The organism is Streptomyces sp. NPDC005799 (assembly GCF_040630525.1).
Classification (GTDB): Bacteria; Actinomycetota; Actinomycetes; order Streptomycetales; family Streptomycetaceae; genus Streptomyces; species Streptomyces griseorubiginosus_B.
In genome coordinates, this window is the sequence record NZ_JBEXXQ010000015.1 from 26,876 (window position 1) to 49,644 (window position 22,769).

Annotated in this window: 18 protein-coding genes; 6 read left to right on the forward strand and 12 right to left on the reverse strand. The window is 69.7% G+C overall.

All coding sequences use genetic code 11. The annotated features are described in order from the left end of the window. Positions 1 to 80: 80 nt before the first annotated feature. Entirely contained in the window at positions 81 to 419 is a 339-nt protein-coding gene (locus ABZ453_RS16695) for a PASTA domain-containing protein (protein ID WP_359015692.1), read from the forward strand. A 102-nt stretch (positions 420 to 521) separates the two neighbouring features. On the opposite strand, the gene ABZ453_RS16700 is transcribed toward ABZ453_RS16695, so the two are convergent. Genes ABZ453_RS16700 through ABZ453_RS16715 form a run of 4 tightly spaced genes read right to left on the reverse strand, consistent with a single transcriptional unit; the run spans position 522 to position 5,102 of the window. Next, positions 522 to 1,217, reverse strand: a complete 696-nt coding sequence (locus ABZ453_RS16700; protein WP_359015693.1) for a demethylmenaquinone methyltransferase — start codon at positions 1,215 to 1,217, stop codon at positions 522 to 524. Positions 1,218 to 1,240: 23 nt separating this feature from the next. Then, positions 1,241 to 2,380 (reverse strand): acyltransferase, encoded by a 1,140-nt coding sequence (locus ABZ453_RS16705; RefSeq protein ID WP_359015694.1) that lies wholly within the window; start codon positions 2,378 to 2,380, stop codon positions 1,241 to 1,243. Beyond that, the gene (locus ABZ453_RS16710) at positions 2,380 to 4,695 is read right to left on the reverse strand and encodes a glycosyltransferase (protein ID WP_359015695.1); all 2,316 of its coding nucleotides are present in this window, start codon (positions 4,693 to 4,695) and stop codon (positions 2,380 to 2,382) included. The genes ABZ453_RS16705 and ABZ453_RS16710 overlap by 1 nt, the downstream gene beginning before the upstream one ends. A 17-nt stretch (positions 4,696 to 4,712) precedes the next feature. Continuing rightward, positions 4,713 to 5,102 (reverse strand): hypothetical protein, encoded by a 390-nt coding sequence (locus tag ABZ453_RS16715; RefSeq protein WP_359015696.1) that lies wholly within the window; start codon positions 5,100 to 5,102, stop codon positions 4,713 to 4,715. A gap of 304 nt (positions 5,103 to 5,406) precedes the next feature. Here ABZ453_RS16715 and ABZ453_RS16720 point away from each other — a divergent pair, with 304 nt between their 5' ends. Beyond that, entirely contained in the window at positions 5,407 to 6,432 is a 1,026-nt protein-coding gene (locus tag ABZ453_RS16720) for a chitinase (protein WP_359015821.1), read from the forward strand. A gap of 9 nt (positions 6,433 to 6,441) precedes the next feature. On the opposite strand, the gene ABZ453_RS16725 is transcribed toward ABZ453_RS16720, so the two are convergent. From ABZ453_RS16725 to ABZ453_RS16740, 4 genes are all read right to left on the reverse strand, one after another. After that, positions 6,442 to 6,882, reverse strand: a complete 441-nt coding sequence (locus ABZ453_RS16725; protein ID WP_359015697.1) for a hypothetical protein — start codon at positions 6,880 to 6,882, stop codon at positions 6,442 to 6,444. Between the two features lie 7 nt (positions 6,883 to 6,889). Then, positions 6,890 to 8,089 (reverse strand): cyclic dehypoxanthinyl futalosine synthase, encoded by a 1,200-nt coding sequence (mqnC, locus tag ABZ453_RS16730; protein ID WP_359015698.1) that lies wholly within the window; start codon positions 8,087 to 8,089, stop codon positions 6,890 to 6,892. 90 nt (positions 8,090 to 8,179) lie between these two features. After that, positions 8,180 to 9,043 (reverse strand): A24 family peptidase, encoded by an 864-nt coding sequence (locus tag ABZ453_RS16735; RefSeq protein ID WP_359015699.1) that lies wholly within the window; start codon positions 9,041 to 9,043, stop codon positions 8,180 to 8,182. An 8-nt stretch (positions 9,044 to 9,051) separates the two neighbouring features. Further along, a complete protein-coding gene (locus ABZ453_RS16740; protein ID WP_359015700.1) occupies positions 9,052 to 12,024 on the reverse strand; it encodes a BTAD domain-containing putative transcriptional regulator in 2,973 nt (990 codons plus the stop codon). Positions 12,025 to 12,314: 290 nt separating this feature from the next. Between ABZ453_RS16740 and ABZ453_RS16745 the strand changes: the two genes are divergently transcribed. Both ABZ453_RS16745 and ABZ453_RS16750 read left to right on the forward strand, forming a co-directional pair. Next, on the forward strand, positions 12,315 to 12,968 hold the full coding sequence (locus ABZ453_RS16745) for a hypothetical protein (RefSeq protein WP_359015701.1): 654 nt from the start codon (positions 12,315 to 12,317) through the stop codon (positions 12,966 to 12,968). Between the two features lie 50 nt (positions 12,969 to 13,018). Beyond that, entirely contained in the window at positions 13,019 to 14,047 is a 1,029-nt protein-coding gene (locus ABZ453_RS16750; RefSeq protein WP_359015822.1) for a hypothetical protein, read from the forward strand. Between the two features lie 160 nt (positions 14,048 to 14,207). On the opposite strand, the gene ABZ453_RS16755 is transcribed toward ABZ453_RS16750, so the two are convergent. The 3 genes from ABZ453_RS16755 to ABZ453_RS16765 form a co-directional block, all read right to left on the reverse strand. Further along, complete coding sequence (locus tag ABZ453_RS16755; RefSeq protein WP_359015702.1) at positions 14,208 to 14,849, reverse strand: hypothetical protein; 642 nt, start codon at positions 14,847 to 14,849, stop codon at positions 14,208 to 14,210. Then, positions 14,846 to 19,387 (reverse strand): DUF6531 domain-containing protein, encoded by a 4,542-nt coding sequence (locus tag ABZ453_RS16760; RefSeq protein WP_359015703.1) that lies wholly within the window; start codon positions 19,385 to 19,387, stop codon positions 14,846 to 14,848. The genes ABZ453_RS16755 and ABZ453_RS16760 overlap by 4 nt, the downstream gene beginning before the upstream one ends. Before the next feature lie 104 nt (positions 19,388 to 19,491). Beyond that, complete coding sequence (locus tag ABZ453_RS16765) at positions 19,492 to 20,139, reverse strand: hypothetical protein (protein WP_359015704.1); 648 nt, start codon at positions 20,137 to 20,139, stop codon at positions 19,492 to 19,494. Positions 20,140 to 20,250: 111 nt separating this feature from the next. On the opposite strand from ABZ453_RS16765, the gene ABZ453_RS16770 reads away from it, so the two are divergent. Continuing rightward, a complete protein-coding gene (locus ABZ453_RS16770; RefSeq protein ID WP_359015705.1) occupies positions 20,251 to 20,601 on the forward strand; it encodes a hypothetical protein in 351 nt (116 codons plus the stop codon). A gap of 103 nt (positions 20,602 to 20,704) precedes the next feature. Here ABZ453_RS16770 and ABZ453_RS16775 read toward each other — a convergent pair whose 3' ends face one another. After that, entirely contained in the window at positions 20,705 to 21,118 is a 414-nt protein-coding gene (locus ABZ453_RS16775; protein WP_359015706.1) for an SsgA family sporulation/cell division regulator, read from the reverse strand. A 223-nt stretch (positions 21,119 to 21,341) separates the two neighbouring features. On the opposite strand from ABZ453_RS16775, the gene ABZ453_RS16780 reads away from it, so the two are divergent. Then, on the forward strand, positions 21,342 to 22,766 hold the full coding sequence (locus ABZ453_RS16780) for a sigma-70 family RNA polymerase sigma factor (RefSeq protein ID WP_359015707.1): 1,425 nt from the start codon (positions 21,342 to 21,344) through the stop codon (positions 22,764 to 22,766). The last annotated feature ends 3 nt before the right edge of the window (positions 22,767 to 22,769 follow it).

Below are 22,769 nucleotides of genomic sequence, written 5' to 3' on the forward strand. Positions count from 1 at the left end.
GTGGCTACAGAAAGACACTTGAGGCTTCCGGTCACCACCCCCACGCGGTTACCCTTCCAGTACCGCTGGGGGTGACATCTGTGCACATACCGCCCAAGACACCCGAAGTACGAGTTCCGAGGCTCGTCGGACTGATGGCCATGGACGCGCGCGAGGCGGCGAAGTCGCGCGGTCTGTTCATCAACGCGCCGGACCGGCCCGACTTTCATCTCACCGTCGTCGAGTACGTCGTCCGCCAGTACCCCGCACCCGGCGCCGAGGTGCCCCGGGACTCGATGGTGTACGTGTGGTTCGACTTCGGCGAGGGAGAGGGCGGCGGAGGCGTGCGTGAGCCGCGCATCCCGCGCCCCCCGACCGGCGGGATGCAGCGCGAGCTGGACGAGCCCGGCGACCCCTACGCCGTCGTCAGCTCAGCCTGAAGCCGTCGTCAGCTCAGCCTGAAGCCGTCATCGGCTCAGCCTGAAGCCGCGATCGGCTCAGCCTGAAGGCTTCGGCGGCTCCACCTGAAGCCGCCGCCGTCGTCAGCCCTGCTTGAAGCCGCGGTGCAGGGCGACGACCCCGCCCGTGAGGTTGCGCCAGGCCACCTTCGACCAGCCGGCCTTCTGCAGGTGCCCGGCCAGCGCGGGCTGGTCGGGCCAGGCACGGATGGACTCGGCGAGGTAGACGTACGCGTCGGGGCTCGAGGAGACCGCGCGGGCGACCGGCGGCAGGGCCCGCATCAGGTACTCGGTGTAGGCCGTGCGGAAGGGCGCCCAGGTCGGGTGGGAGAACTCGCAGATCACGACCCGCCCGCCGGGCCTGGTCACCCGGTACATCTCGCGCAGGGCCGCGTCGAAGTCCTGGACGTTGCGCAGACCGAAGGAGATGGTCACCGCGTCGAAGGTGTCGTCCTTGAACGGCAGCTTCGTGGCGTCGCCCGCGGTCAGCGGCAGCCAGGGGTGCTTGCGCTTGCCGACCTGGAGCATGCCGAGCGAGAAGTCGCAGGGGACGACGTACGCGCCCGTGCGGGCGAACGGCAGCGAGGAGGTCGCCGTACCGGCGGCCAGGTCCAGGATCTTCTGCGCGGGCCGCGCGTCGACGGCTCTGGCCACCTCCCTGCGCCACGCCCGGTCCTGGCCGAGCGACAGCACGTCGTTGGTCAGGTCGTACCGTTCCGCCACGTGGTCGAACATCGAGGCGACTTCGTGCGGCTGCTTGTCCAGGGATGCGCGGGTCACGCGGCCATTCTTGCAGCCCGCCCTCAGGGAAGAAGCGTCGGCTTCTTCTTCCCGGCCACGTCCTCCACCCATCCGCACGCAAGGACGAACCCCGCGATCAGGATCCAGCCGATGCCGAACACGAACCACTGGCTGTCCAGCGGAAGCCACTTCTCGAACGCGGGGACGTTCCAGAACTGGTCGATCAGCGGGACCGCCAGGATCAGCGCGATCTCGTGCCAGAGGTAGATCGTCACGGCACGCGCGTTGAAGACCGCCACGAGTCGGTCGGTACGGCGGAAGCGGGTCAGCCGGACGAAGTCGATCCTGAAGCAGGCCTTGGCCCACATCAGCAGCAGGACGTAGCCGGCCGACCAGAAGGCCTGCGCGAGCGGGATCTCGTCGAGGTCGTAGGTGCCGGCGTCGGCCTGGTGGGTGAAGGCGTACCAGCCGCCGTATCCGACCGCAGCCAGGGAGAGCACGACGACCAGGGCGGGCCGCAGCCGCCGCAGCACACCGTCGCGGTGGGCGAAGCCGAGGATCCAGCAGAAGAGGTACGTCGACAGGTCCCACAGGGCGCTGCCGAGGCGGTTGTCGGGGCCGGCCCAGACGAAGTTCAGGACCAGGACGGGGGCGAGGGAGAGGAACAGGACGGGGATCGGGGCGAGCCGGAAGACGCGCAGGAGCAGCGGGGAGAGCAGGACGAACCAGAGATACGTCCGCAGGTACCAGAGGATCTCCCAAGCCTGCTCGCCCCACGCGTTGCCGGGCGGGTCGCCCAGCGGCAGGATCCAGTAGACGATCTCCCAGCCCGGCATCCAGCCGTGCACGAGCATCGCCGACACGACGAAGAAGCCCCAGAACCAGAACGGCGGCAGGAGTCTGCGCAGCCGGCTCCTGATCACCTTGCCGGACGGGCGCTCCAGGGACTTCGCCATCAGGGTGCCGGCCAGGCCGAACATGATCCCCATGGAGGGGAAGACCAGGCCGGCCCAGGCCCAGCCGAAGGTGTGGTACGTGACGACGCGGATCAGCGCGAGGGCCCGGAGCGTGTCGAAGTAGCGGTCCCGGCCGGACGCCCTCGGACCGGGCTCCCCGGCCGGGGGCGCGGGCTCGACCGGGGGCAACCGAGCCGTATCCGCGGGCGCGCCCGGTCCGACGGCACCCCTGCTGTGCGCTCCCATCAGCTCACCCCCGCCGGTGTCCCGACCTCGCCCGTGCGCTTCAGCTTCTGCCAGCGCAGTCGGCCGCCGGTCAGGGCGGTGACGCAGGAGTGGATGAGGACGAGGTACATCATCTGCCGGTAGGCCAGTTGCTGGAGCGGCATCATCAGCAGGTAGCGGTACTTCTCCCGGTCCAGGCGGAACGCGTAGGCGGCGCACACCAGTTGGACGCCGAGGACCGCCAGCCAGGCGTACAGCGCGGCCCGGAAGTCGACGAAGATCATCGAGTAGACGGTGAAGACGTCGATCAGCGGGGCGAAGACCGGGGTGACGATCTGGAAGATCACCACCAGCGGCATCCCGACCCGGCCGAAGCGCCCCGAAGGCCCCTTGTCCGTCAGGGACTTGCGATGCTTCCACAGCGCCTGCATGGTGCCGTAGGACCAGCGGTAGCGCTGGGACCACAGCTGCTTCAGGGAGCCGGGCGCCTCGGTCCACGCGCGGGCGTGCTCCTGGTAGACCACCCGCCGGCCCGCGCGGTGCATGGCGATGGTGATGTCCGTGTCCTCGGCCAGGGTGTCCTCGCTCATCCCGCCGACCTCCAGCACCGCCTCCCGGCGGAACGCGCCGATCGCGCCCGGGATGGTCGGCATGCAGCGCAGCACGTCGTACATGCGCCGGTCGAGGTTGAAGCCCATGACGTACTCGATGTGCTGCCAGGCCCCGATGACCGTGTCGCGGTTGCCGACCTTGGCGTTGCCGGCGACCGCGCCGACCTCGGGGTCGGCGAAGGGCTGCACCAACTGCCGTACGGTGTCCGGTTCGAAGACCGTGTCGCCGTCCATCATCACGACGATGTCGTGACTGGCGCTGCGTACACCGTTGTTGAGGGCGGCCGGCTTGCCCGCGTTCTCCTGGCGGATGACGCGGACGTTGTGCATGCCCAGGTCCATGGCGGCGTTGCGGGCGATCTCGGAGGTGCCGTCCGTCGAGCCGTCGTCCACCACGATGATCTCGATCGGGTGGGTGCTCCTCGACAGTGACTCAAGGGTGTTGGCGATGCACTCCTTCTCGTTGTACGCCGGGACGATCACGCTCACCGGGCGGGTGACCGTCGGTCCCCAGCTGAAGCGGCGTCTGTTGCGCTGCCGGTGGTGGCGCCGGGCGAGGATCAGCATCATCCCGAAGCGGCCCATGACGGCCACACCGACGATGACGAGTCCGACGGACAGCGTGGGCACGGTCCACTCGGCGACGGCGACCGCGAACACGAGCGCCCTGCCCTCGTAGAGGGTCGCGCCGGTCGCGGTGCGGTGGGCGGCCTGGAGCCGGGAGCGGTTCGCACCGTTCGAGCCGCTCATGTCCGCCGCCGCGCCCGGGCCGTTCGCGGACTGCTCTCCCGTGGCGCCCGCGGCACCTCCCGCTACCCTCGTCCCCTCGGGCCGGTTCTTGGCGTTGTCCTTCTCGATGACCCCGCTGACCGTGGTGAAGGTATAGCCCTTCGCCTTCATCTTCTCGATGTACTCGGGCAGCGCCCTGACCGTCTGCGAGCGGTCGCCGCCCGCGTCGTGCATGAGGACCGCCGCGCCCTTGCCGCTCTTCGGCGTGGCCCACTGGACGATCTTCGAGACGCCCGGCTTCTTCCAGTCGTCGCTGTCGGTGTCGACGAAGACGCTGGTGTAGCCGTCCTTGCCGAGCCGCTGGTAGACGGGCCAGCTGTAGTTGTCGATGGCGTCGGTCCCGGAGGAGTACGGCGCCCGGAACAGGGTCGTGGTGATGCCGGCCGCACCCGCCAGCGCGAGCTGGGTCTGCGTCATCTCACGGTTGACCCGGGCGGTGCTCTGGTAGGAGAGGTCGACGTGGGTGAAGGTGTGGACACCCACCTCGTTGCCCTGTTGGACCATCGTCCTCACGATGCCCGGGTAGCGCGAGACCATCGAGCCGACCAGGAAGAACGTGCCGGGGACGTCGTACTTCCTCAGGATGGCCAGCACCTGGGGCGTCCAGGTCGGGTTGGGGCCGTCGTCGAAGGTGAGGGCGATGGTCTTGTCCGGCACCGAGAGCGTGGTGGCCTGTCCGCCGCGGAAGGTCAGGATCGGGCCGCCGCCCAGGATCTTGTCCGGCACCTTGCTGGAGCTCGCTCCGTCGCGCACCCGCTCGTCGCCGCCGACCTCGGCGCGCAGATAGCCGTCGAGCAGCATGACGCTGGTCAGCGCGAGCAGGAGCAGCAGCGCGAGGATGACGCGGGGTTTCTGCAGCGCCGCGGCCTTGCCCGCCGCCCGTTCGATACGGGTGGGGGCGCGCCGGCGGCCACGTGGGGACGTCGTCGTGGTCATGTGGCTGGGCGCTCCGGTCAGTTGGCCGCGGTGGCGGACGCGGACGGAGTGGGCGTGCCGGACGGTGGCACCGAGGGGATGTCACCGGGCCGGGCACCTGTCCGGTTGCCGATGCCGCCCTGCTGCCGGTAGCCGGCGGGGCCGTTGCCGGCCGGGCCCGCCTGGCCGCCCCGGAAGGGCAGCAGCGAGGAGGGGGTGACCGAGGTGCCGATGCCCAGGAAGGCGAGGCCCAGGACGACGGCGTACCCGAGACACAGGACACCCACCAGGAGGCCGAACCGCTTCAGCAGCTTGGACCGGCGTCCGGAGTTGTCAACGAACACAGGCCCCTCGACGGACCCGTTGCCGCGTTTGCGGCGGCGATCGCTGGTGGTCGCGCGGTTTTCGATGGCAGGCTCGGAATGCATTCCCCAGACATTAGGAAGGCTTTATGTGACTGGAACTCGACTTCTTGTGCGGCACATATGAGAAGGCCCTCAACCTGTCCCCCGGCTGAGACTTTCTGTGAATGCCTGCGCGGTTCACCTCGGGAGGAGGTGCGCCGAACATCCCCTTCGTTCCGCCCGGTTGGCCCGTTTCATACCACGCCTCCCATGAACTTCCCATGGATTTCCCGAGTTCGTGAGCACAAGCTTCGTGTGAGACGTTCTCCTTTTGAATAGGGCTTCGTTTCGGACCTGAGACGGAAATCACGAGAGTGGGTGCATGTCCATGCGGAGTTTGCTGAGGCCGGCTGCCGGGTTCACTTGTGTGTTTGCCCTGGCCACGGCGGGATGCTCCGCGGGGCCGAAGCAGACCGCCGCCGCCTCCCCAAGCGCCACCTCCTACGCCTCCTCAAGCGCCACCGCCGACGTCTCCTCAAGCGCCACCTCCTACGCCCCCTACGTCAGCGCGACCGAGGCCTCCGCCAATGACTCCAGCGGGTCGCCGTCGACGTACAACCTGGCCTTCGTGATCTCCGACGGCAATGACTGCACGCCCCGGTGGAACGGGGAGGACGCGATCGCGGACACGGCGGTGAAGTCCCGGATCTCCCGGCTCACGGCGGACGGCGGGACGGTCCGGGTCTCCTTCGGCGGGGCCTCCGGCAAGGAACTCGCGGCGACCTGCGAGAGCGTCTCGAAGCTGGCGGCCGCCTACGGCACGGCACTTGACGCCGCCGGCTCCAGCCAGGCCGACTTCGACATCGAGGGCGACGAGCTGACCGACGCGGACACGGTCTCGCTGCGGTCGGAGGCGATCGCGGCACTGCAGAAGGAACGGCCCGACCTGGAGGTCTCCTTCACGCTGCCCGTGATGCCGTCCGGACTGGACTCCGACAGCCTGGCGTTGCTGGAGTCCGCGAACACGTACGACGTCCAGGTCGCCACGGTCAACCTCATGACCATGAACTACGGCGAGTCGTACGCCGGGGACATGGGGGACTACGCGCTGACCTCGGCGAGGGCCGCGCACACCCAGTTGCGGAAGGTGTTCGGGCTCTCCGCCGCCGGTGCCTGGCACGGCATGGCCCTGACCTCGATGATCGGGGTCAACGACGTCGCCGGCGAGACGTTCGCCCTGTCCGACGCGGCGCAGGTGCGGACGTTCGCCGAGGAGAAGGAGATCGCCTGGGTGTCGATGTGGTCGACGTTCCGGGACCAGCAGTGCGCGAAGGGCAGCGGGACGGACGCGGCGACCGACTGCAGTGGAGTGAAGCAGAGTTCGGGGGCATTCGGCGAGGCCCTCGCCGGATAGCGCCGGGTCCTAGCGGCGCCGGTGCACCAGACGCCCGGCGCACACCGTCGCCAGGCAGGCGCCGGTCCCGTCGAAGACGGCCAGGTCCGCTCTGCCGTGCACGGTGATCGCCGGTGCCTGCGCGGAGGCCAGGACCAGCACCTCGTTCCGGGCGGCGGCCGCGCGCAGCTCGGGCGAGTCGACGTATTCCCGCAGGACGGCCGTCGCTCCCGACTTCAGCACCGCGTGGACGCGCTCGCGGGGGCTCGGGGCGTCCGGCAGCGGGCCCTCGTGGACGCGGCCCGGCCCCAGCACCCCCGGCCACGTGCGCACCCGCGCCCCGGGGAACCGCTCCAGCAGCTCCTCCGGCAAACCCACCGCGGCGATCCGACTCCCGTCGACCGCCACGGCACCGTCCTTCACTGTTTCGGTGCCGTGGCGGACCTCGTCCGCCACGTGAATAGTCAGCACAGGCAGGTCAGTTGGAGGCGAGCAGCTTCAGCTCGGGGTGTGCCGTGCCGCCCGCGATCGCCGTCGAGGAGATGTGGGACATCACGCGCTCGTCGACCGGGTCGTTCGCCGGGTCGTCGTGGACCACCAGGTGCTCATAGGTCGTCGAGCGCTGCGCCGGGACGCGGCCCGCCTTCCTGATCAGGTCGATGATCTCCAGGCGGTTGGAGCGGTGCTTGGCTCCGGCGGAGGAGACGACGTTCTCCTCGAGCATGATCGAGCCGAGGTCGTCGGCGCCGTAGTGCAGGGACAGCTGGCCTACCTCCTTGCCCGTGGTCAGCCAGGAGCCCTGGATGTGCTGAACGTTGTCCAGGAAGACCCGGGCGATGGCGATCATCCGCAGGTACTCGAAGATCGTCGCCTGCGTACGGCCCTTCAGGTGGTTGTTCTCCGGCTGGTAGGTGTAGGGGATGAAGGCCCGGAAGCCGCCCGTGCGGTCCTGCACGTCACGGATCATCCGCAGGTGCTCGATCCGCTCGGCGTTGGTCTCGCCCGTGCCCATCAGCATGGTCGACGTTGACTCCACACCCAGCCCGTGGGCGGTCTCCATGATCTCCAGCCAGCGCTCGCCGCTCTCCTTGAGCGGGGCGATCGCCTTGCGCGGCCGCTCCGGCAGCAGCTCCGCGCCCGCGCCCGCGAAGGAGTCGAGGCCGGCCGCGTGGATACGGGTGATGGCCTCCTCGACCGACACCGCGGAGATACGGGCCATGTGCTCGACCTCGGACGCGCCGAGGGAGTGGATCACCAGCTGCGGGAAGGCGTCCTTGATGGCCTTGAAGTGCTTCTCGTAGTACTCCACGCCGTAGTCCGGGTGGTGGCCGCCCTGGAACATGATCTGCGTGCCGCCCAGCTCGACGGTCTCCGCGCACCGGCGCAGGATGTCGTCGAGGTCGCGCGTCCAGCCCTTGGCCGTGTCCTTGGGGGCGGCGTAGAAGGCGCAGAACTTGCACGCCGTGACGCACACGTTCGTGTAGTTGATGTTCCGCTCGATGATGTACGTCGCGATGTGCTCGGTGCCCGCGTACTTGCGGCGGCGTACGGCGTCCGCGGCCGCGCCCAGCGCGTGCAGCGGGGCATCGCGGTAGAGGTCGAGCGCTTCTTCCGGCGTGATGCGTCCACCGGCGGCGGCACGGTCGAGCACGGACTGGAGGTCGGCCTTCTCGGTCACCGGGCGTCCCTTTCGTCAAGGGTTGTGGACGGCTGCGTCCGCGGTGCACGGACCGAACCAGCCTACGCCAGCCCCCCGACAACCCCGACGTCAGGCCGCGTACGCCCCGATGAGCAGCCCCAGGAACGCCCCCGTGATCAGGAACGGCCCGAACGCGATCGCCGTCTTGCGCCCGGCCCGCCGCGCCACGACGAGCGCGCCGCCGTACAGCGCGCCGAGCAGGAACGCGGCGAAGGTCCCGAGCATCACCGTCGCCCACCCGTACCACCCGAGCACGGCCCCGAGCCCCAGCGCCAGCTTCACGTCCCCGAAGCCCATGCCGCCCGGGTTGATGAGGAACAGCAGGAAGAAGGCACCGCCGAGGGCGAGGGCGCCGTACAGCGCGGTCGGCCAGTCGCCCGCGTGCTCCGGTACGAGGGCGACGAGTCCGAGCAGTACGAGCGCAACGCCCGCGAGGGGAAGCGTCAGCGGGTCGGGCAGCCGCTGCACCCGGAAGTCGACGACGGCCAGCAGCACCCCGACGGGCGCGAGAAGCAGCCAGACGGCGAGTTCGGGCCGGGTGCCGGTGGCGGCGGCGAGGGCGGCACAGACGAGAGCGGTGGCGAGGACGAGGGCGGGGGTACTGGGGCCGTACGACGGCGCCGGCACGATTTCCCCGGCTGCCCCGACGGCCGTATCGGCCTCCCCGGCAGATGCTCGGGCTTCCTTGCCCGCTTCTCCGGCAGCCGCTCGGCCCTCCTTGCCGACTTCTTCGGTGCGGACGCCCGCGCACTCACCGCAGCGGGCCCGGCCGAGCCAGCCGCCGAGCCGTCCGCCGATGCGGTGCTCCCCCGGGCACGCCTCTCGCCAGCTCTCCCCCGACGGCACCGAGAACCGGTACGCGGCCCTCGGCAGCAGCGATCCCGCCACCGCGCCCCACACCGCGGCGACGGCGACCAGCGCCCCCGTGCTCACCCCGGCGTTCATCCCACCGCGGCGACGCCGGTGCGCCAGGACGGCAGCAGTTCGTCGAGAAGGGCCTCGGTGCGCGCGGGCAGCCCGCGGGCACCGCTGCGGTGGACGAGGTCGGCGGCGAGGGACTTCAGACGGTCGGTGTCACCCGTGGCGTGGGTGGCGCGCAGCAGCTCGTTCCACAGGCGCTCGTCCGCGGGCGCGGAGTTGAGCGCCGCGTTCAGCGCCTCGATGGCCTTCTCCGCGCGGTCCTTCTCCAGGTGGAACGCCGACAGCGCGAGCCCGATGTCGGCGACCAGCAAGGGGAGTTGGGCGTCGATGATCTCGTGGGTGAGCCAGCGGTAGCGTCCCTCGGGCCGGTCCGCGAGCAGCGGGCCGCGGACCAGGACCAGCGCGTCGGTGAGCAGACGCCCGCGGACGACACGGCTGTCGACGCCCTTGCCCTGGGTGGCCTCGTGGTACAGCGAGCGCAGCACGTCCAGGTCGGAGACGACGGACTTGGCGAGCACGAGCCGCCCGGTCGCGTCGGCGGACAGCCGGGGGCTGCCGTCCGGATCGGTACCGAGCCAGACCCGCAGCCGCTCCAGCAGCGCGTCCCGCACGTCCTCCGTGACGCCCCTCGGCCACAACGCGGAGGCCAGCACCCGGGGATGAACGCCCTCGCGGTGCAGCAGCAACAGCGCGAGTGCCTCGTGCAGCAGCGCGCTGCGCTCCCCGTCCGGGGTCTCCAGCCCGATGATCTCGTACGACCCGACAAGCCGCGCGTACACCGCGGGCCGCCCCTGCTCGCTGATGTCGACCAGGAACGGCGGTGTGGGCGTGGGCCCTTGGGGATCGCGCTCGGGGTCGGCCTCGACGAACAGCTCGACGACGGCCCGCTGTTGCGCCGACGGCAGCAGCTGGGCGTCGAGTTCGAGGCCGAGGAGCGGGGCGAGCAGCTTGCCCGCGCCGGTGATCTCCATCTCCCAGGCGGCGCCCGGCAGATCGCCGGTCTCGGTGCCGACGAGGTAGCCGATGCCCAACCTGCTGGCGTCGGACGCGAGTTCGGCGAGCTTGACGGCGTCCTCGGGGGAGGGCTGGGCGGCGAGCAGGACGAGGTGCGGCGCCCAACGGGTGTGCTGGGCGGGCCCGGTGCGCCCGGTGAGCACGGAGTCGTGGCCGGCGGCCCCCAGAGCCCCGCGCCGCTGCCGGGTCTCGGCCTCCATGGTCTCGATCAGGTCGTCGATGCCGTCGAGGTGACGGAGCCGGTTGGGAGCGAGGGGAGTCAGATCCTCCCCGAACCCGACGAGCGTGATCGTCATCCGGTCCGACCACCCGTTGGTCGCCAACTCGGCGGCGACGGAGGCGAAGACGGCCGCCCGGTCGGCCTCCCGCCCGCTCAGCGAGACGATGCCGGGCACGGCCTCCAGATTGAGCAGCAGCCGGGAGTCGTCCATGGTCCCGAGGCTGACGAGACCGGGGTACGGCGCCGCAGTATCCACCTCCGGGTACCGCTCGGCATCGCTGCGGGCCAGCATCCAGAACGTCTGGTCCTGCCCGAGCTGCCAGGGCGCCGGCGGCTTCCCGGCGGGCTGAGCGAGCTGCAGATGCAAGTCGCCATCGGTGAGCCAAGCGGCGTAGACGGTCGGCAACGGCCGCGACTCCCCGGCGAGTTGCGCGGCCAGCCCGCGCAGGGAGCGGTCGAGCAGTCGTACGGCCTCGGGGTCGGCGCCGACGAGGAGCGCGTCCTGCGCGTCGGCGGCGTCCCCCGTGGGCGTGGGCGGCTCCATACCGCGCCGGCCGCCGACGGCACCGAGCGCCGACTGCCACAACGCCTGCCGACGCCGACGGCCGAGGGCACCGAGGAGACCGGCGGCGAGGAGGGGGGCGGAGAGGAGGGCTTCGGAAAGACCGAAGGAGTCGGAGCTGGAGTGGGTGTGGGAGCCGGATTCGGAGGCGGTGGCCTGCTGCTGGTGCTCCTGGTTGGCTGCGGGCCGCTGCTGAGGCACGGAGACCTGCCGGCCGCCGCTTTCCAGCGCGTGCGCAGCGGACTTGGCGTAGTCGTGGATCTGCTGCTGCACCTCGGGCGAGACGTGGGCGTTGGCGTCGGGCATCTCCACGAGCTCGCCGCCGTGCGCGTCCCCGGGCATCTCCATGATCCAGCCGGGCCGGATCAGGCTGGCCTCGGACAGCCTGGAACCGTCCGGCTGCACCCGGTCCTTGTTGAGCTCGTAGATCTCCTTGTACCGCCGTCCGTCGCCGAGGTGCCGCTGGGCGATCTCCCAGAGGGAGTCATGGTGACGTCCCTCGGGCGGCTGGATGCGGTAGTACTTCGTGTCACCGTGCTGCTTGGCGGTGGCCGCGGCGTCGGCCTGCGCGTGGGACGCCTGTTCGGCGAGGGCGGCGGCGGTGTGCGCGGCCTGCTCCTGCTGCTGGGCGAAGAGACCGGGCGTCGCCTGGGCGGCGGCCACGGTCGGCTTCTGGTTCCCCTCCAGGCTGTGACCGAGCTGCGACAGCCCCGGGGTCAGGCTGGCGGCGGTGGCGCCGACGAGGAGCAGCGCGGCGACGAGCTGCCGGGCGAGGATCTGGCTGGGGCCCGCCCCCGGAACGCGCCCGGGTACGCCGACCCCGCTGAGCGCGGCCTTCACCTCCACCAGCACGCAGGCGGTGAACTGCGCCCAGGCCAGCCACACCACCACGGTGAGAATGTGGATGAACGTCCAGACGGTGATCTCCTGCTGCAGCCAGTCGAGGCTGGGCGCCCCGCTGGGCAGCGGCCACCCGATGCTGACGGCGAGCGCACCCGGCACGCCGACGACCAGCACGAGCAGCGCGACGAACGCGAAGAACGCCTTGACGAAGTCCCCGAAGCTGCGACGCCGGATACGGACGGGCTGCGGGGTCCGGTTCCTGGGAGCCGACGAGTTCACTGCCGGGCTGCCCGTCGAGTTGCCGGTTGACCCGCCCGTCGAGCTGGACGAGCTGGAGGTGCGGCGTCGAGGCATGGCGGGTGTCCTGGGGTCGTGTGCGGGCGGTGGCTGGGCGTGCTGCTGGAAGTGGTGCGGGTGGGTGGGTGCTTGGGCGTACTGAGCCTACAGAGATCTTATGAACTCTCATTTGCCAGGCCGAAGCGCGGATACATGACTGAGACCTGGATCGTCCGCCCGTTCGCGTCCGCGACACCCTCACTCCGCACATTCCCCACACAATCCCCCACCGCCGCTCAAGGCCCCCTTACCCGCCCCTGATAACTTCGTTCCCCGTTGCACACAGCCGACTTCGGGGGAGATCAACCGTGGCCCGCCGCGCACTGACGTCCACTGCCGCCGCGTTCACCTTGGCGGCGACGCTGCTGCTCACCGCGTGCGGTGGGGGTGAGAAGTCATCCTCGGACGACATCAAGGGAGCGGACACGGGTTCGGCCGGCCCGTCGACTTCGGCGTCGGCTTCCGACGTGAACGCTCCCGACGTCAGCGTTCCCAGCGACTTCCACCTGGTGTTCGACTTCGAGACACCGTCCGACGCCAAGCAGGCGGCGGCGCTCACCGGCGCTGAGAACTTCATCCGAGCCCTGAAGCACGGCATCGCGCAACAGGATCCGAACGACCCTGCCTACCAGTACTACGCGAGCGGCCAGGCCGCGAACTACGCCAAGTCGCAGATCCAGGCCTGGGTGAAGGGCAGTTGGACGGTCACCGGCACGGACAAGTACTACGACGCCAACGTCACCTCGCTGAGTGGCGGCAAGCGTGAACTCGTCACCTTCTGCCGTAACCAGGGCAAGTCCTTCAGCAAGGAGATCAAGACCGGCAAGATCCTCTACACCGACGAGAACGCGGACAGCTATGTGAAGTACCAGTTGCTCGTGTTCCCGCCCAGCGGTTCCACCAAGGTCTGGAAGACATCAGTGGTGGATGTCACGGAGCGGTCGAAGGAGTGCCAGAAGTGAGGCGGCACGCGCTCTCCGGACGCCTGCTCCCCGCCGCCGGCGTCACCCTGATGCTGATCGGCGGCGGAACCGCGCACGCCAATGACACCCCGCCCCCGTCCTCCGGCTCCCCCGGCACCTCAAACCCCTCGGGCGGCAAGCACGGCAGCGACATCTACGCCTCGGCCACCTACTCCACCATCAAGGTCCGTCAAGTCAGCGGCCCCACCGGCGGCAAGCGCGGCGCGATCTCCTCTGTCGACGTCAACTGGAAGCCCCCCGCCTGCTGGTACGAACCGGTGTTCACCGGCCAGGAGCTCAAGGACTTCGTGGACCGTACGGACGGCGACGGAGACGTCGGTATTCACGAGTCCTGGTACGGCAAGGGCCTGTGGACCGACCACTACCAGGACGGCAAGCCGGAGAACAACTTCGACGACACCAACAGCGTCGCCGAGGGCTACAAGAACTACAACGTCGGCAAGGACGGCTACTTCTGGCGCAGCGTCGCCCCGGACGAGAACGACCCGGACTCCTGGGACTGCGGACGCATCATGTTCTGGCAGGACGCCAACGTGGTTCCCAAGGTGCCGCACGCCCCCACGCCCGAGATGCTCGCCGACTACGCCTACAACCAGATCAAGGTCCCCAACACCGAGATCGAGCTGAAACCCACCGCCAAGTCCACGGTCAACCTGCCCACTTGGGTCTGGCTCGACAAGGGCACGTTCCAGGAGGTCAAGGTCCGCGCGGAACTCCCCCGCACCAACCTCTGGGCCGAAACGACAGCCAAGCCGGTCGCCCTCCACCTGGACCCGGGTACCGGTGACGCGACGACCTTCCCGGCCTCCGGCGACTGCACCATCAACGACGACGGCTCGATCGGCACCCCGTACAAACCGGGCGACGCGGACAAGACCCCGCCCTGCGGCATCACGTACCTCAAGGCCACCAACGGCACGCCGTACCACCTGAAGGCCAGCATCACCTGGCAGATCTCCTGGGAGGGCACTGGCGGCGCCAGGGGCGACCTCCCCGACGGCACCTTCGACACGACCCAGGACATGAACGTCCAGGAGATCCAGGCGATCAACCGCTGACGTACGAGCGGCCGGCCTCGAATTCCGCCCGCAACAACGTGTCCACACGCCGCTCGACCGGTTCGATCTCCGCAGGTCCGCGTTGAGCACCGCGAAGTCGTGGGGTTCCGGAATCGGGATGTGCAGAACGTGCTGCAGAGTGCGAAGCTGCCGAGTTGGGTCAGAATCCCCATGGATCGGGATGAGGTTTGGCCGACGGATCCTGGGACCAGACCAGACGTCGCTCGATCTGGTCCTCGGTGAGGTCAATCAGCCGGTCGGCCGCCCAGCCGTTCCACTGGACTGCTCCGGGGAATTGAGGCAGGCGGAAGGCCGGAAGATGCGTGGGCAACGCTTCAACACGGAAAACCGCCTTCTTGACTTCCCCGTCCATCCTCTTCGGCTTGGACGACCTGCGCAGGTCCAGACAGTCGACTACCTGATCCACCAAATAGAGGAAATATTCGTCGTCTTTCGCACCGTCGATGTCAACGGGCACGAGACTGCCAGCTGTATGCAACTCATCCCAGAATTGCTCGGCAAGGCGACGGCTGAGCACGGGAGCGCCGTGGTACCCGGTAGGGAAGTCGCTCTTGGGCCAGCCTTTCTCTCCCAACCATTCGGCACGCAGCCGAGTGGGCCGATCCGCTTGGTCTCCGGCACGCTGCCAGCGCATGACCTGCACCGCATCGAAATTGTTGAGATGCAGCGTCCGGTATTCACTGAGGCCCGGCAGAAGCCGATACACCGACAAAGGCCTCTCAGCCGCGTCAGACATCGCGTCACCATCCGTATTCATCGTTACCTCGGCAAGGTCCGTCATGGTGCCGTCCACACCGCGTTCGCCGACGGCTGCCCGCTCGCCAGCTCTCTCTCGACCTGTTGTCCGATAGAGCGCAGCTCCCCACGCAGTGCGCTGCGGATGGCACGCGCTCCGTATCCGGCAGCTGTCATCCGGTCCACCGTGAGGTTCAGGTGGACATTCAACCGTGTCAGGAACAACTTACGATGCGTGAAGTTGTGCGGCCGAGGATGCCCCAGCGGCACCCCGTTGACCGCGTCGTTGATGTCGACGCCGTACTTCTCCAGCAGGGCCCTGGCCTGGGCCGCCCCGTTTCGTTTCATGCCCGACGGCACGAGGTGGGCGGCAGCCTCACCCGCGCTCTTGGCCCGGCCCTCCCGTGCCAGGTTCTTGGCCAGCAGGTCGGCGTTCTCGGCGCAGGTGAGCAGGCCCAGGTAGTCGAGCCACGACAGCGGGTTCGGCACGTAGGCGCGTGGGTTCGGGCCCGCGTCCAGGCCGAGCGGGTCGGCGCTGATGTATGCCGCGGTGACCGGGTCGTAGTACCGGAAGAAGTTGTAGTGGAGCTGCGTCTCGGGGTCGAAGTACTGGCCGGGGAAGCGCAGGGGTGTGGACGTGTCATACGCCCCGTCCAGTGCCGTCAGGCCCCACAGCGTGGCGTCGGAGCGCCAGACGATGTCGCCGTCCGCCGAGACGAGCTCGGTCGGTGTGCCGACGAGGTCGGTGACGATGGCGAAGAACCGCTCGTCGACGAGGTCCTGCGGCGCTTCGGCGAGCGTGGTGCGCTGTGTCTGGGTCAGGGGTCGCGTGCCGTCGCGTTCCCAGGTCAGGGTGGACACCTCGGCGGAGTCTGCGCGCAGCGTGGTCTGTTCCACCATGTGCGGGCCGTCCCAGGTGAACCGGGTCTCCTCCACCACACTCTGCCCGTCGGCGCCCAGGCACTGCTTGGCGACTCGGCGGCCCACGGGGTCGTACAAGTAGCGCCAGACCGTGCCGTCGGGCGTCACCGCCGAGGTGAGCCGGTCGTCGGCGTCCCAGGTGTAGCGCCAGATGTCGGGTTTGCGTGACAGCCGTGTGCGACGGCGCAGCACGACCCTCCCGGCGGCGTCGTACTCGTAGTGAACGCCGCCGGCGCGCAGGACGCGGTTGCCCTGGTGAACGCGCTCGCCACGCCCCTCCCGCGTGGAGAAGCGATCCGGCCAGGTGGCGTGTGTCTGGTTTCCCTGCTCGTCGTAGGCATACGACTCCGTCCAGCCTTGCGCGCGTAGGGTGAGGACGCGTCCCGCGCCGTCGAGTTCGAACGTGCGGCGTCCTGCCGTTCGGTCGTCGAGCGTGGTCACGTGGCCGTCCGGCCTGTACGTGTAGCTGCGGTGCGCGAGAGGGCGCGGGCTGGTGGGCGAGGTGAGCCGCTGCGTGGTGAGTCGGTCCCCGGCATCCCAGGCAAGGCCGAGTGTGAGGCCGGTGTCGGTCCACCTGGTCGTTTCCCGGCCGAGGTGGTCGTACGCGAACGCCAGGGTGCGATCGCCGGCCCTGAGCGCCGTACGGTGTCCTGCCGCGTCGTATCCGTACGTTGCGACGGCACCGCTCGGGGTGGTCCTGCTCACCGGGCGGCCGAGGACGTCGTAGCCCGTGGCAAGGACCCTGCCGTCGACGGCCTCGGCGGTGATACGGCCGCCGCGGTCGTAGTCGTACACGAGGGTGGCGTCCGGGCCCACGGCCTGGACGAGCCGGCCGGCGCGGTCGTGGGAGTACGTGGTCGCCCTGCCGTCCAACGTCGCCCTGATCTGGTTGCCGACCTCGTCGTAGGCGAACTCGGCCGTCTGCCCGACGGCGTTCGTACGGCTGAGCAACTGGCGGGCCGGATCGTAGCTGTAGGACAGGGTGCGGCCGTCGAAGTCGGTCTCGGACACCAGGTTGCCCACCGCGTCGTAGCGGTAGTCCCAGGTGAGCCCGCGCGGGCCGGTCACCTGGATCAGCCTCAGTTCCGTGTCGTGCCGGAAGCTGTGGCGTACGCCGTCCGGCGTCGTGCGTGAGGTGAGCAGGTCGAAGGGGCCGTAGGCGAAGGTGGTCGTTCGGCCCAGCGCGTCGGTGTGGGTGAGTTGGTTGCCCTCGCCGTCGTAGGTCCAGCTCTCCACACTGCCGTCGGCGCCGGTTCTCGAGGTCAGCAGTCCCTCGGGGGACCAGGTTCGCAGGGTCCGGCCTCCCATCGGGTCCACGACGGCAATACACCGGCCGAACGGGTCGTAGGAGTAGGTGGAGGTCGCCCCGAGCGGATCTGTGGCAGAAGTCGGTTGTCCGGCCCGGTTGTTGGTGAAGCGGTGGACGGCGCCCGTCGCGTCGGTCAGTGTGGCCAGCGCACCCGTCGGCTCGCGGGTGAAGACGGTGGTCGCCCCGTCGGCGGTCGTCAGCGAGATGCAGTTGCCGCGCTCGTCCCACTGCTGTCGCAGGACGGCACCGTCGTACTCGGTGATCTCCTCCGGCAGGCCGAGGTCGTTGTAGCGGGTGGTGGAAACCGAGCCGTCGGGCAACTCGACGGCGGTGAGTCGGCCCGCTACGTCCCACTCCATGGTCAGCGAGCGGCCCAGTTGGTCGGTGCGGCGCAGCAGACGGTCCCGATGGTCCCACTCCTGTGTGACCCTGTGGCCGAATTCGTCTGTCTCTTCGACGAGTTGGTAGGCGCCATTGAACCGGTAGTGCGTGGCGTGACCCAACGAGTCGACCGCTACGGTGCGGTGAGCTTCCTCGTCGTACGCGAAGGTGTAGGAAAGGAATCCGTCCATGCCCTGGCCGGCCACGCAGCGGCCGAGGTTGTCGTACTCGAAGCTGTACCAGACGCGGTTGCGGTCCTCCCAGCGCGTCAGGCGCCGGTGGTCGTCATAGGCAAACCGCAGGGGCAACCCGGAGGAGTTGTGGACGGCCGAGAGATTGCCGTGGTCGTCGTAGCCGTAGCGGACCAGGGTCGGCCGTTCGGGGTGACTGTGCAGGACCAGTTCCGTAATCCTGCCATTCCCGCAGGTCACTCCTATGCGGTAGCCGCCGTGATGGGTGATCTCCGCGGGCGTTCCGTCCGCCCGATAGGTCACGGTGACGGTGTTGCCGTTCCGGTCACTGATCGTCGACAGCGGAAGCTCGCCCGACGTGTGGTCGGGCAGCGGCCGGAAACGCAACGTGCGGCCCGTCTCCGGATGGTGCACGGCGAGACCGCCGTCGACATCCCAACTCAGCGGCCAGGCCGGGCCTTCCACCGGCAGTACGGGAACCTCCGGATCCGGCACCGGGTAATGCAGCACCATGCCGTCGTCAACGGCGAGCCGCACGCCGGCGTCGTCGAGCAACAGGCGTTGATCGAGTGTGGACGTCCAGGAAGGGCCCAGGAAACGGCCACTGCGGACGCTCGTGCGGTGGTGGCGTTCCAGCACGAGGGGAAGAACGCCGTCCAACAGCACGTCGGTCGCCGACATGACCAGCTCGCCGGTGGCCAGGTCGACCGGGTCGCCGCGGGTGATGAGCTTCTTCATCTGGCGGCCCAGGACACGGGCGGTCTCGCCCAACCCCCGAACGCTGAGGGCCATGCCCTTCAGCCCGGTTTTACCGAAGGCTCTCATCCCCTTCGCCAGCTTCCCCAGCGAAGTGATCCCCTTGCCCCCGGGTATGCAGTCCAGCGCCGCGAACCCCACGTCCCACAAGGACGCTTGGCCCTTGGAGTACTTGTAAAGGGTGTCCGCCAGGACCACGAGGGCCGCCACCAGGACGATCGCGCCCAGGATCGGGCCGCCGATGATCATCGCGATGACGCCGACGACTGTCACGACCACCTTGCAGACCGTGACGATCGTGTCCCAGTTGTCCTCGAACCAGTCGCCGACGTCCTCCCACCACGAGCGGTTCTGGATGCCCGCGTCCGAGGCGTCGTCGATCTTCTGTTTGGCCTCGCGGGCCGCGTCCTCGCGCATCCTGCGGGCGTCCTCGGCCATCTTCTTGGCGGCGGAGAGGGCGTCCTGGGCGTCGGTGACGTCGGACTGGGCCTTGGTGTGGGCGGACTTCGCAGCCTGGGCGTCGCGAGTGGCGGCGCGGACCTTGGACGCGTCGGGCTTGTCGGCGGCGGACTTGCTGCCGGTGGGGTCGTCCTTGTACTTGTCGGCCTCCTTGGTGGCCCGGGTCACCCAGGAATCGGCGGACGCCAGACGGGACTTGGCCGAGGACAGGTCGTGCCGCGCCTCCCTGCCCCTGGCCAGCGCCTTGTCCGCCAGCGCCTGCGCCCGCTCCAGCTTCGGCCAGTACGCCGCGAGCGCGTCGCCGCACATCTCGTACGACTTCTTCAGCTTCTTGAGGTTCTTCGGGACGCCGGAGAACTCGTCCTTGAAGACCTCCGCGGACTTCCCGGCCCACTGCAGGGTCGCGTCGTCGTCCGCCATGCCCTTGACGACCTTCAGGGCGCCGGAGACGTCCTCCGCGAACTCGTGCAGGGTTCTGGCGAGCGTCCGTACCCGGTCCGGGTCACCCGGTGTCGGGTCCTTGTCCAGATCCAGGACATACCAGTCCCGTGGCCGCTGCCCCGCCATTCCGCAACCCCCGTCACGCGCACATCGACATCAACACCCGTATGCACACGCGAACTTACCGTGCACTTACGTTCGAGGTGAAGGAGCCACCGGCGTGATCCGGATCAACCCGTGAAGCGGAACGTCGACGTGATCGCGTCGAAGATGTCGAAGAACGAGTCGGCCAGGTCCAGGACCTGGCTGCTGCCCGCCACCAGGGCGACCTTGCCCTCCTGGCCCGGGACGGGGATGAACGTCTGCATGAGGACGGCGCGGAGGGTGCGGCCCAGGGAGTCGTCCGGTACGGCGATGTCCTCGATGCCGTGGGTGCGGGCCGCCGGGCCCACGCCGGGGATGTCGACCGTCGTCACCTTCCGCCAGGAGTCGCCCTCCTTCCTGGCCTCCTTGGGCGCGAGGCCCGCGGCGATCGCGGCGGGGTCGGTGGACAGGGGCGCGCCGTCGCGGGTACGGCCGCCGACCAGGGACACCGTCACCGAGCCCGTGACCGGCGTCTCGCCGCCGAAGCTCTCCGCCATGCAACCGCAGTACAGGGCACCCGACTTCCACGCGTCCGCCGCCGCCTTCCGCAGGAAGCCGACGTACGTGTCCCGGTGCGGGGCCAACTCCGGGTGCCGCCGAACCCGTTCGCTCACCATGCGGCGGATGGAGTCGTCGCGCGACTCGGGGCGGACGTCGAACTCCCACCACGACTCGGGGACCTTGATCCGGAAGCCTCCGCGCTCGACGGTCAGCGCCTCCATGTAGCGGGCCATGACGGATCCCGTTCCCCCGTTCCGCGAAGTCTTCTCGATCGCTCGTGCCAACGTCGTTAAGTTGTACGGTGCCGCCCAGACTACGAGATCGTCGGAACGGGGGACGGACGCATGGGCAAGGGCAAGAGCGACCTCGCGCTACCGCTCGGTGAACTCGAGGAGTACGGAAGCAAGTTGCGCTCCCTAAAGACCCGGCTGAACCACACCAAGAAGCTCTTCGAGTCCTACCGGGACGACATCGGCGACGGCGGTGTCAACGACGCCCTCGGTGACTTCGAGTCCAACTGGGAGGACGGACGCGAGGACATCACCCAGCAGTTGAACGCCCTGGCCGACATGTCCGACGCGGTCGTACGGGAGTTCAGGAAGCTCGACGTCGACCTGGCGAAGAAGGCTGAGGACGCGGTCCGCCCGGAGGGGCAGGCCGGTGGCGGCGGCAAGGGGCACAGCCAGGCCGACTGACGGAGTGGCGGCGGCAAGGGGCACAGCCAGGCCGACTGACGGAGTGGCGGCGGCAAGGGGCAAGCCAGGCCGACTGACGGAGCACAGCCAGGCCGCCGACGCCTCAAGCCGCCCCGAACAGCGTCGCCAGCCCCCGGTCCAGCGCCGGCCGGAGGGGTTCACCGCCCGGCTCCGTGACCGTGTACGAGCGGTGGAGGAAGTGGCGGAGGTCCGCCGTGCGGAAGCGGACGACCGCCACGCCCTCGGGGGCGCGGAACTCCGCCAGCGTGTCGGTCGGGCCGTACGGGCGGACATGGACCGTGCCGAGGCCGGCGGGAGCGTCCAGGCCCTCCTCCAGGAGGGCGCGGGCGAAGGTCCAGGTGACCTCCTCCTCGTCCAGGGAGATCCAGGCGGGGAAGACGAGGTGGACGGCCAGCGGGTCCTCGGAGCTGTAGCGGAGGGTCACGGGGACCGCCAGTTCCTCGTGGTCGGGCGTCAGCAGATGGGCGCCGGTGGGCTGTTCGAGCGCTATGTACACGAGCGGTCTCCGTCGGGGTCGGGCGCGGGCGGCGGTGCCGGTGAGTCCTTGCACTTCTTGGAGCACGCAAGTGGCGATTGCATTACGCCGGTACGGAAGATTCCGGCGTGACGTGCGTCACTTTACGGGGCTCACGAAACTTTGATTGAAAGTTCTGCCATCTAGGCTTACAAGCCTTCTGCCCCGTCCCTCCCCCAGCAGGCACCAACTGGAGCGTTCCGCCATGCCCGACGGTTCCACGGCCGCGTACGCCCGCGTCTACGAGGAGCAGCAACCCCGCCTCGTCGCGTACGCCCGCTCGCTCACCCGCAACGCCCATGCCGCCGAGGACCTCGTGGCCGAGGCCCACTTCAGGGTCTGGCGCCGCCTGGCTCAGGGGCACGAGATCGAGAACGTCCCCGCGTACCTGATGACGACGGTCCGCCATCTCGCGACCGCCGCCGGCACCGCCGTACGCGAGACTCCCCGGGATCCGCACGGCGACGAGCAGGCGCAGGTGCCCGCGCAGGGTGGCGATCCGGCCGAGCGGGTGTCCTCCGTGGACCTCGTCGTACGGGTGCTGGAGCAGCTGCCCGAGCGATGGGTGAAGGCGCTGTGGCTGGCCGAGGCGGAGGGGCAGCCGTTGGCGGCGATCGGGCCGCAGCTCGGCACCAAGGAGGGGGCGACCGCCGTCCTGCTGCACCGGGCGCGTGAGGGCATGCGGCAGGCGTTCCTGCGGGCGCAGACCGGGGCGCCCGACGACCCCGCGTGCCAGGTGCACTGGGCGCGGATGCCGGCGTACGTGCGCGGGGCGGCCTCGGCGCGCCAGTCCGAGCGGCTGCTCGGGCACGTGGACGGCTGCGAGGACTGCCGGGCGCGGCTCGCGGCGCTGATGAGCGCCAACGACCGTCTGCCCGCGCTGGTCGGGCCCGCGCTGCTGGTGCTGGCGATGGGGGGCGCGGGGAAGTTCCTGCTCGCCTTCGCCACGGCGGGCTCCGCGACGGGGACACAGGGCGTGCTGCACGGGGTGCGGCACGTCCTGACCGGCGGGACCAAGCCGGTTGCCGCAGCGGCCGGGGTGGTCGTGGCGGGTGCCGCAGCACTCGTCCTCGTACTCGGCAACGGCGGCCCGCCCACCGCTCCGGCGGGCCGGGTCCCGGCGGCGGACGGACCGGCGGTACGGACACCGGTGGCTGACGCTCCGGTGGGGCCGTCGGTGAAGAAGGGGCGGGTCAAGTCGAGGGAGGGCGAGGGCACTTCGGTACCGGTGGACCTGGTCGCCGCGACGACTGCGGCCGGCGGTACGGCCGTGTCGGAGCCCCGAGTCGACTCCACGGACGTACCCGCGACCGCCGCACCGAGTGAGCCCGTCCCGACGCCGACGACCGTACCGAAGGAGACGGACCCCGCTCCCCCGCCCACGGACGGAACCGGCGACGAACCGACGCCCCCGGCCACCTCCAGTCCGCCGCCCGTCGACGAGACCACTCCCCCGCCGGACGACGGCGAGACGCCCCCGGTCACCCCGCCCACGGAGACCGAACCCGCGCCCACGCCTGAGCCCACCGACACCTGCGGTGGGCCACACGGCCCTCATGACGGACAGGGACCGGAACAGCGCAAGCACAAGCACAAGCAAGGACACGGGCACGGACACCCGCACCACTGAAGC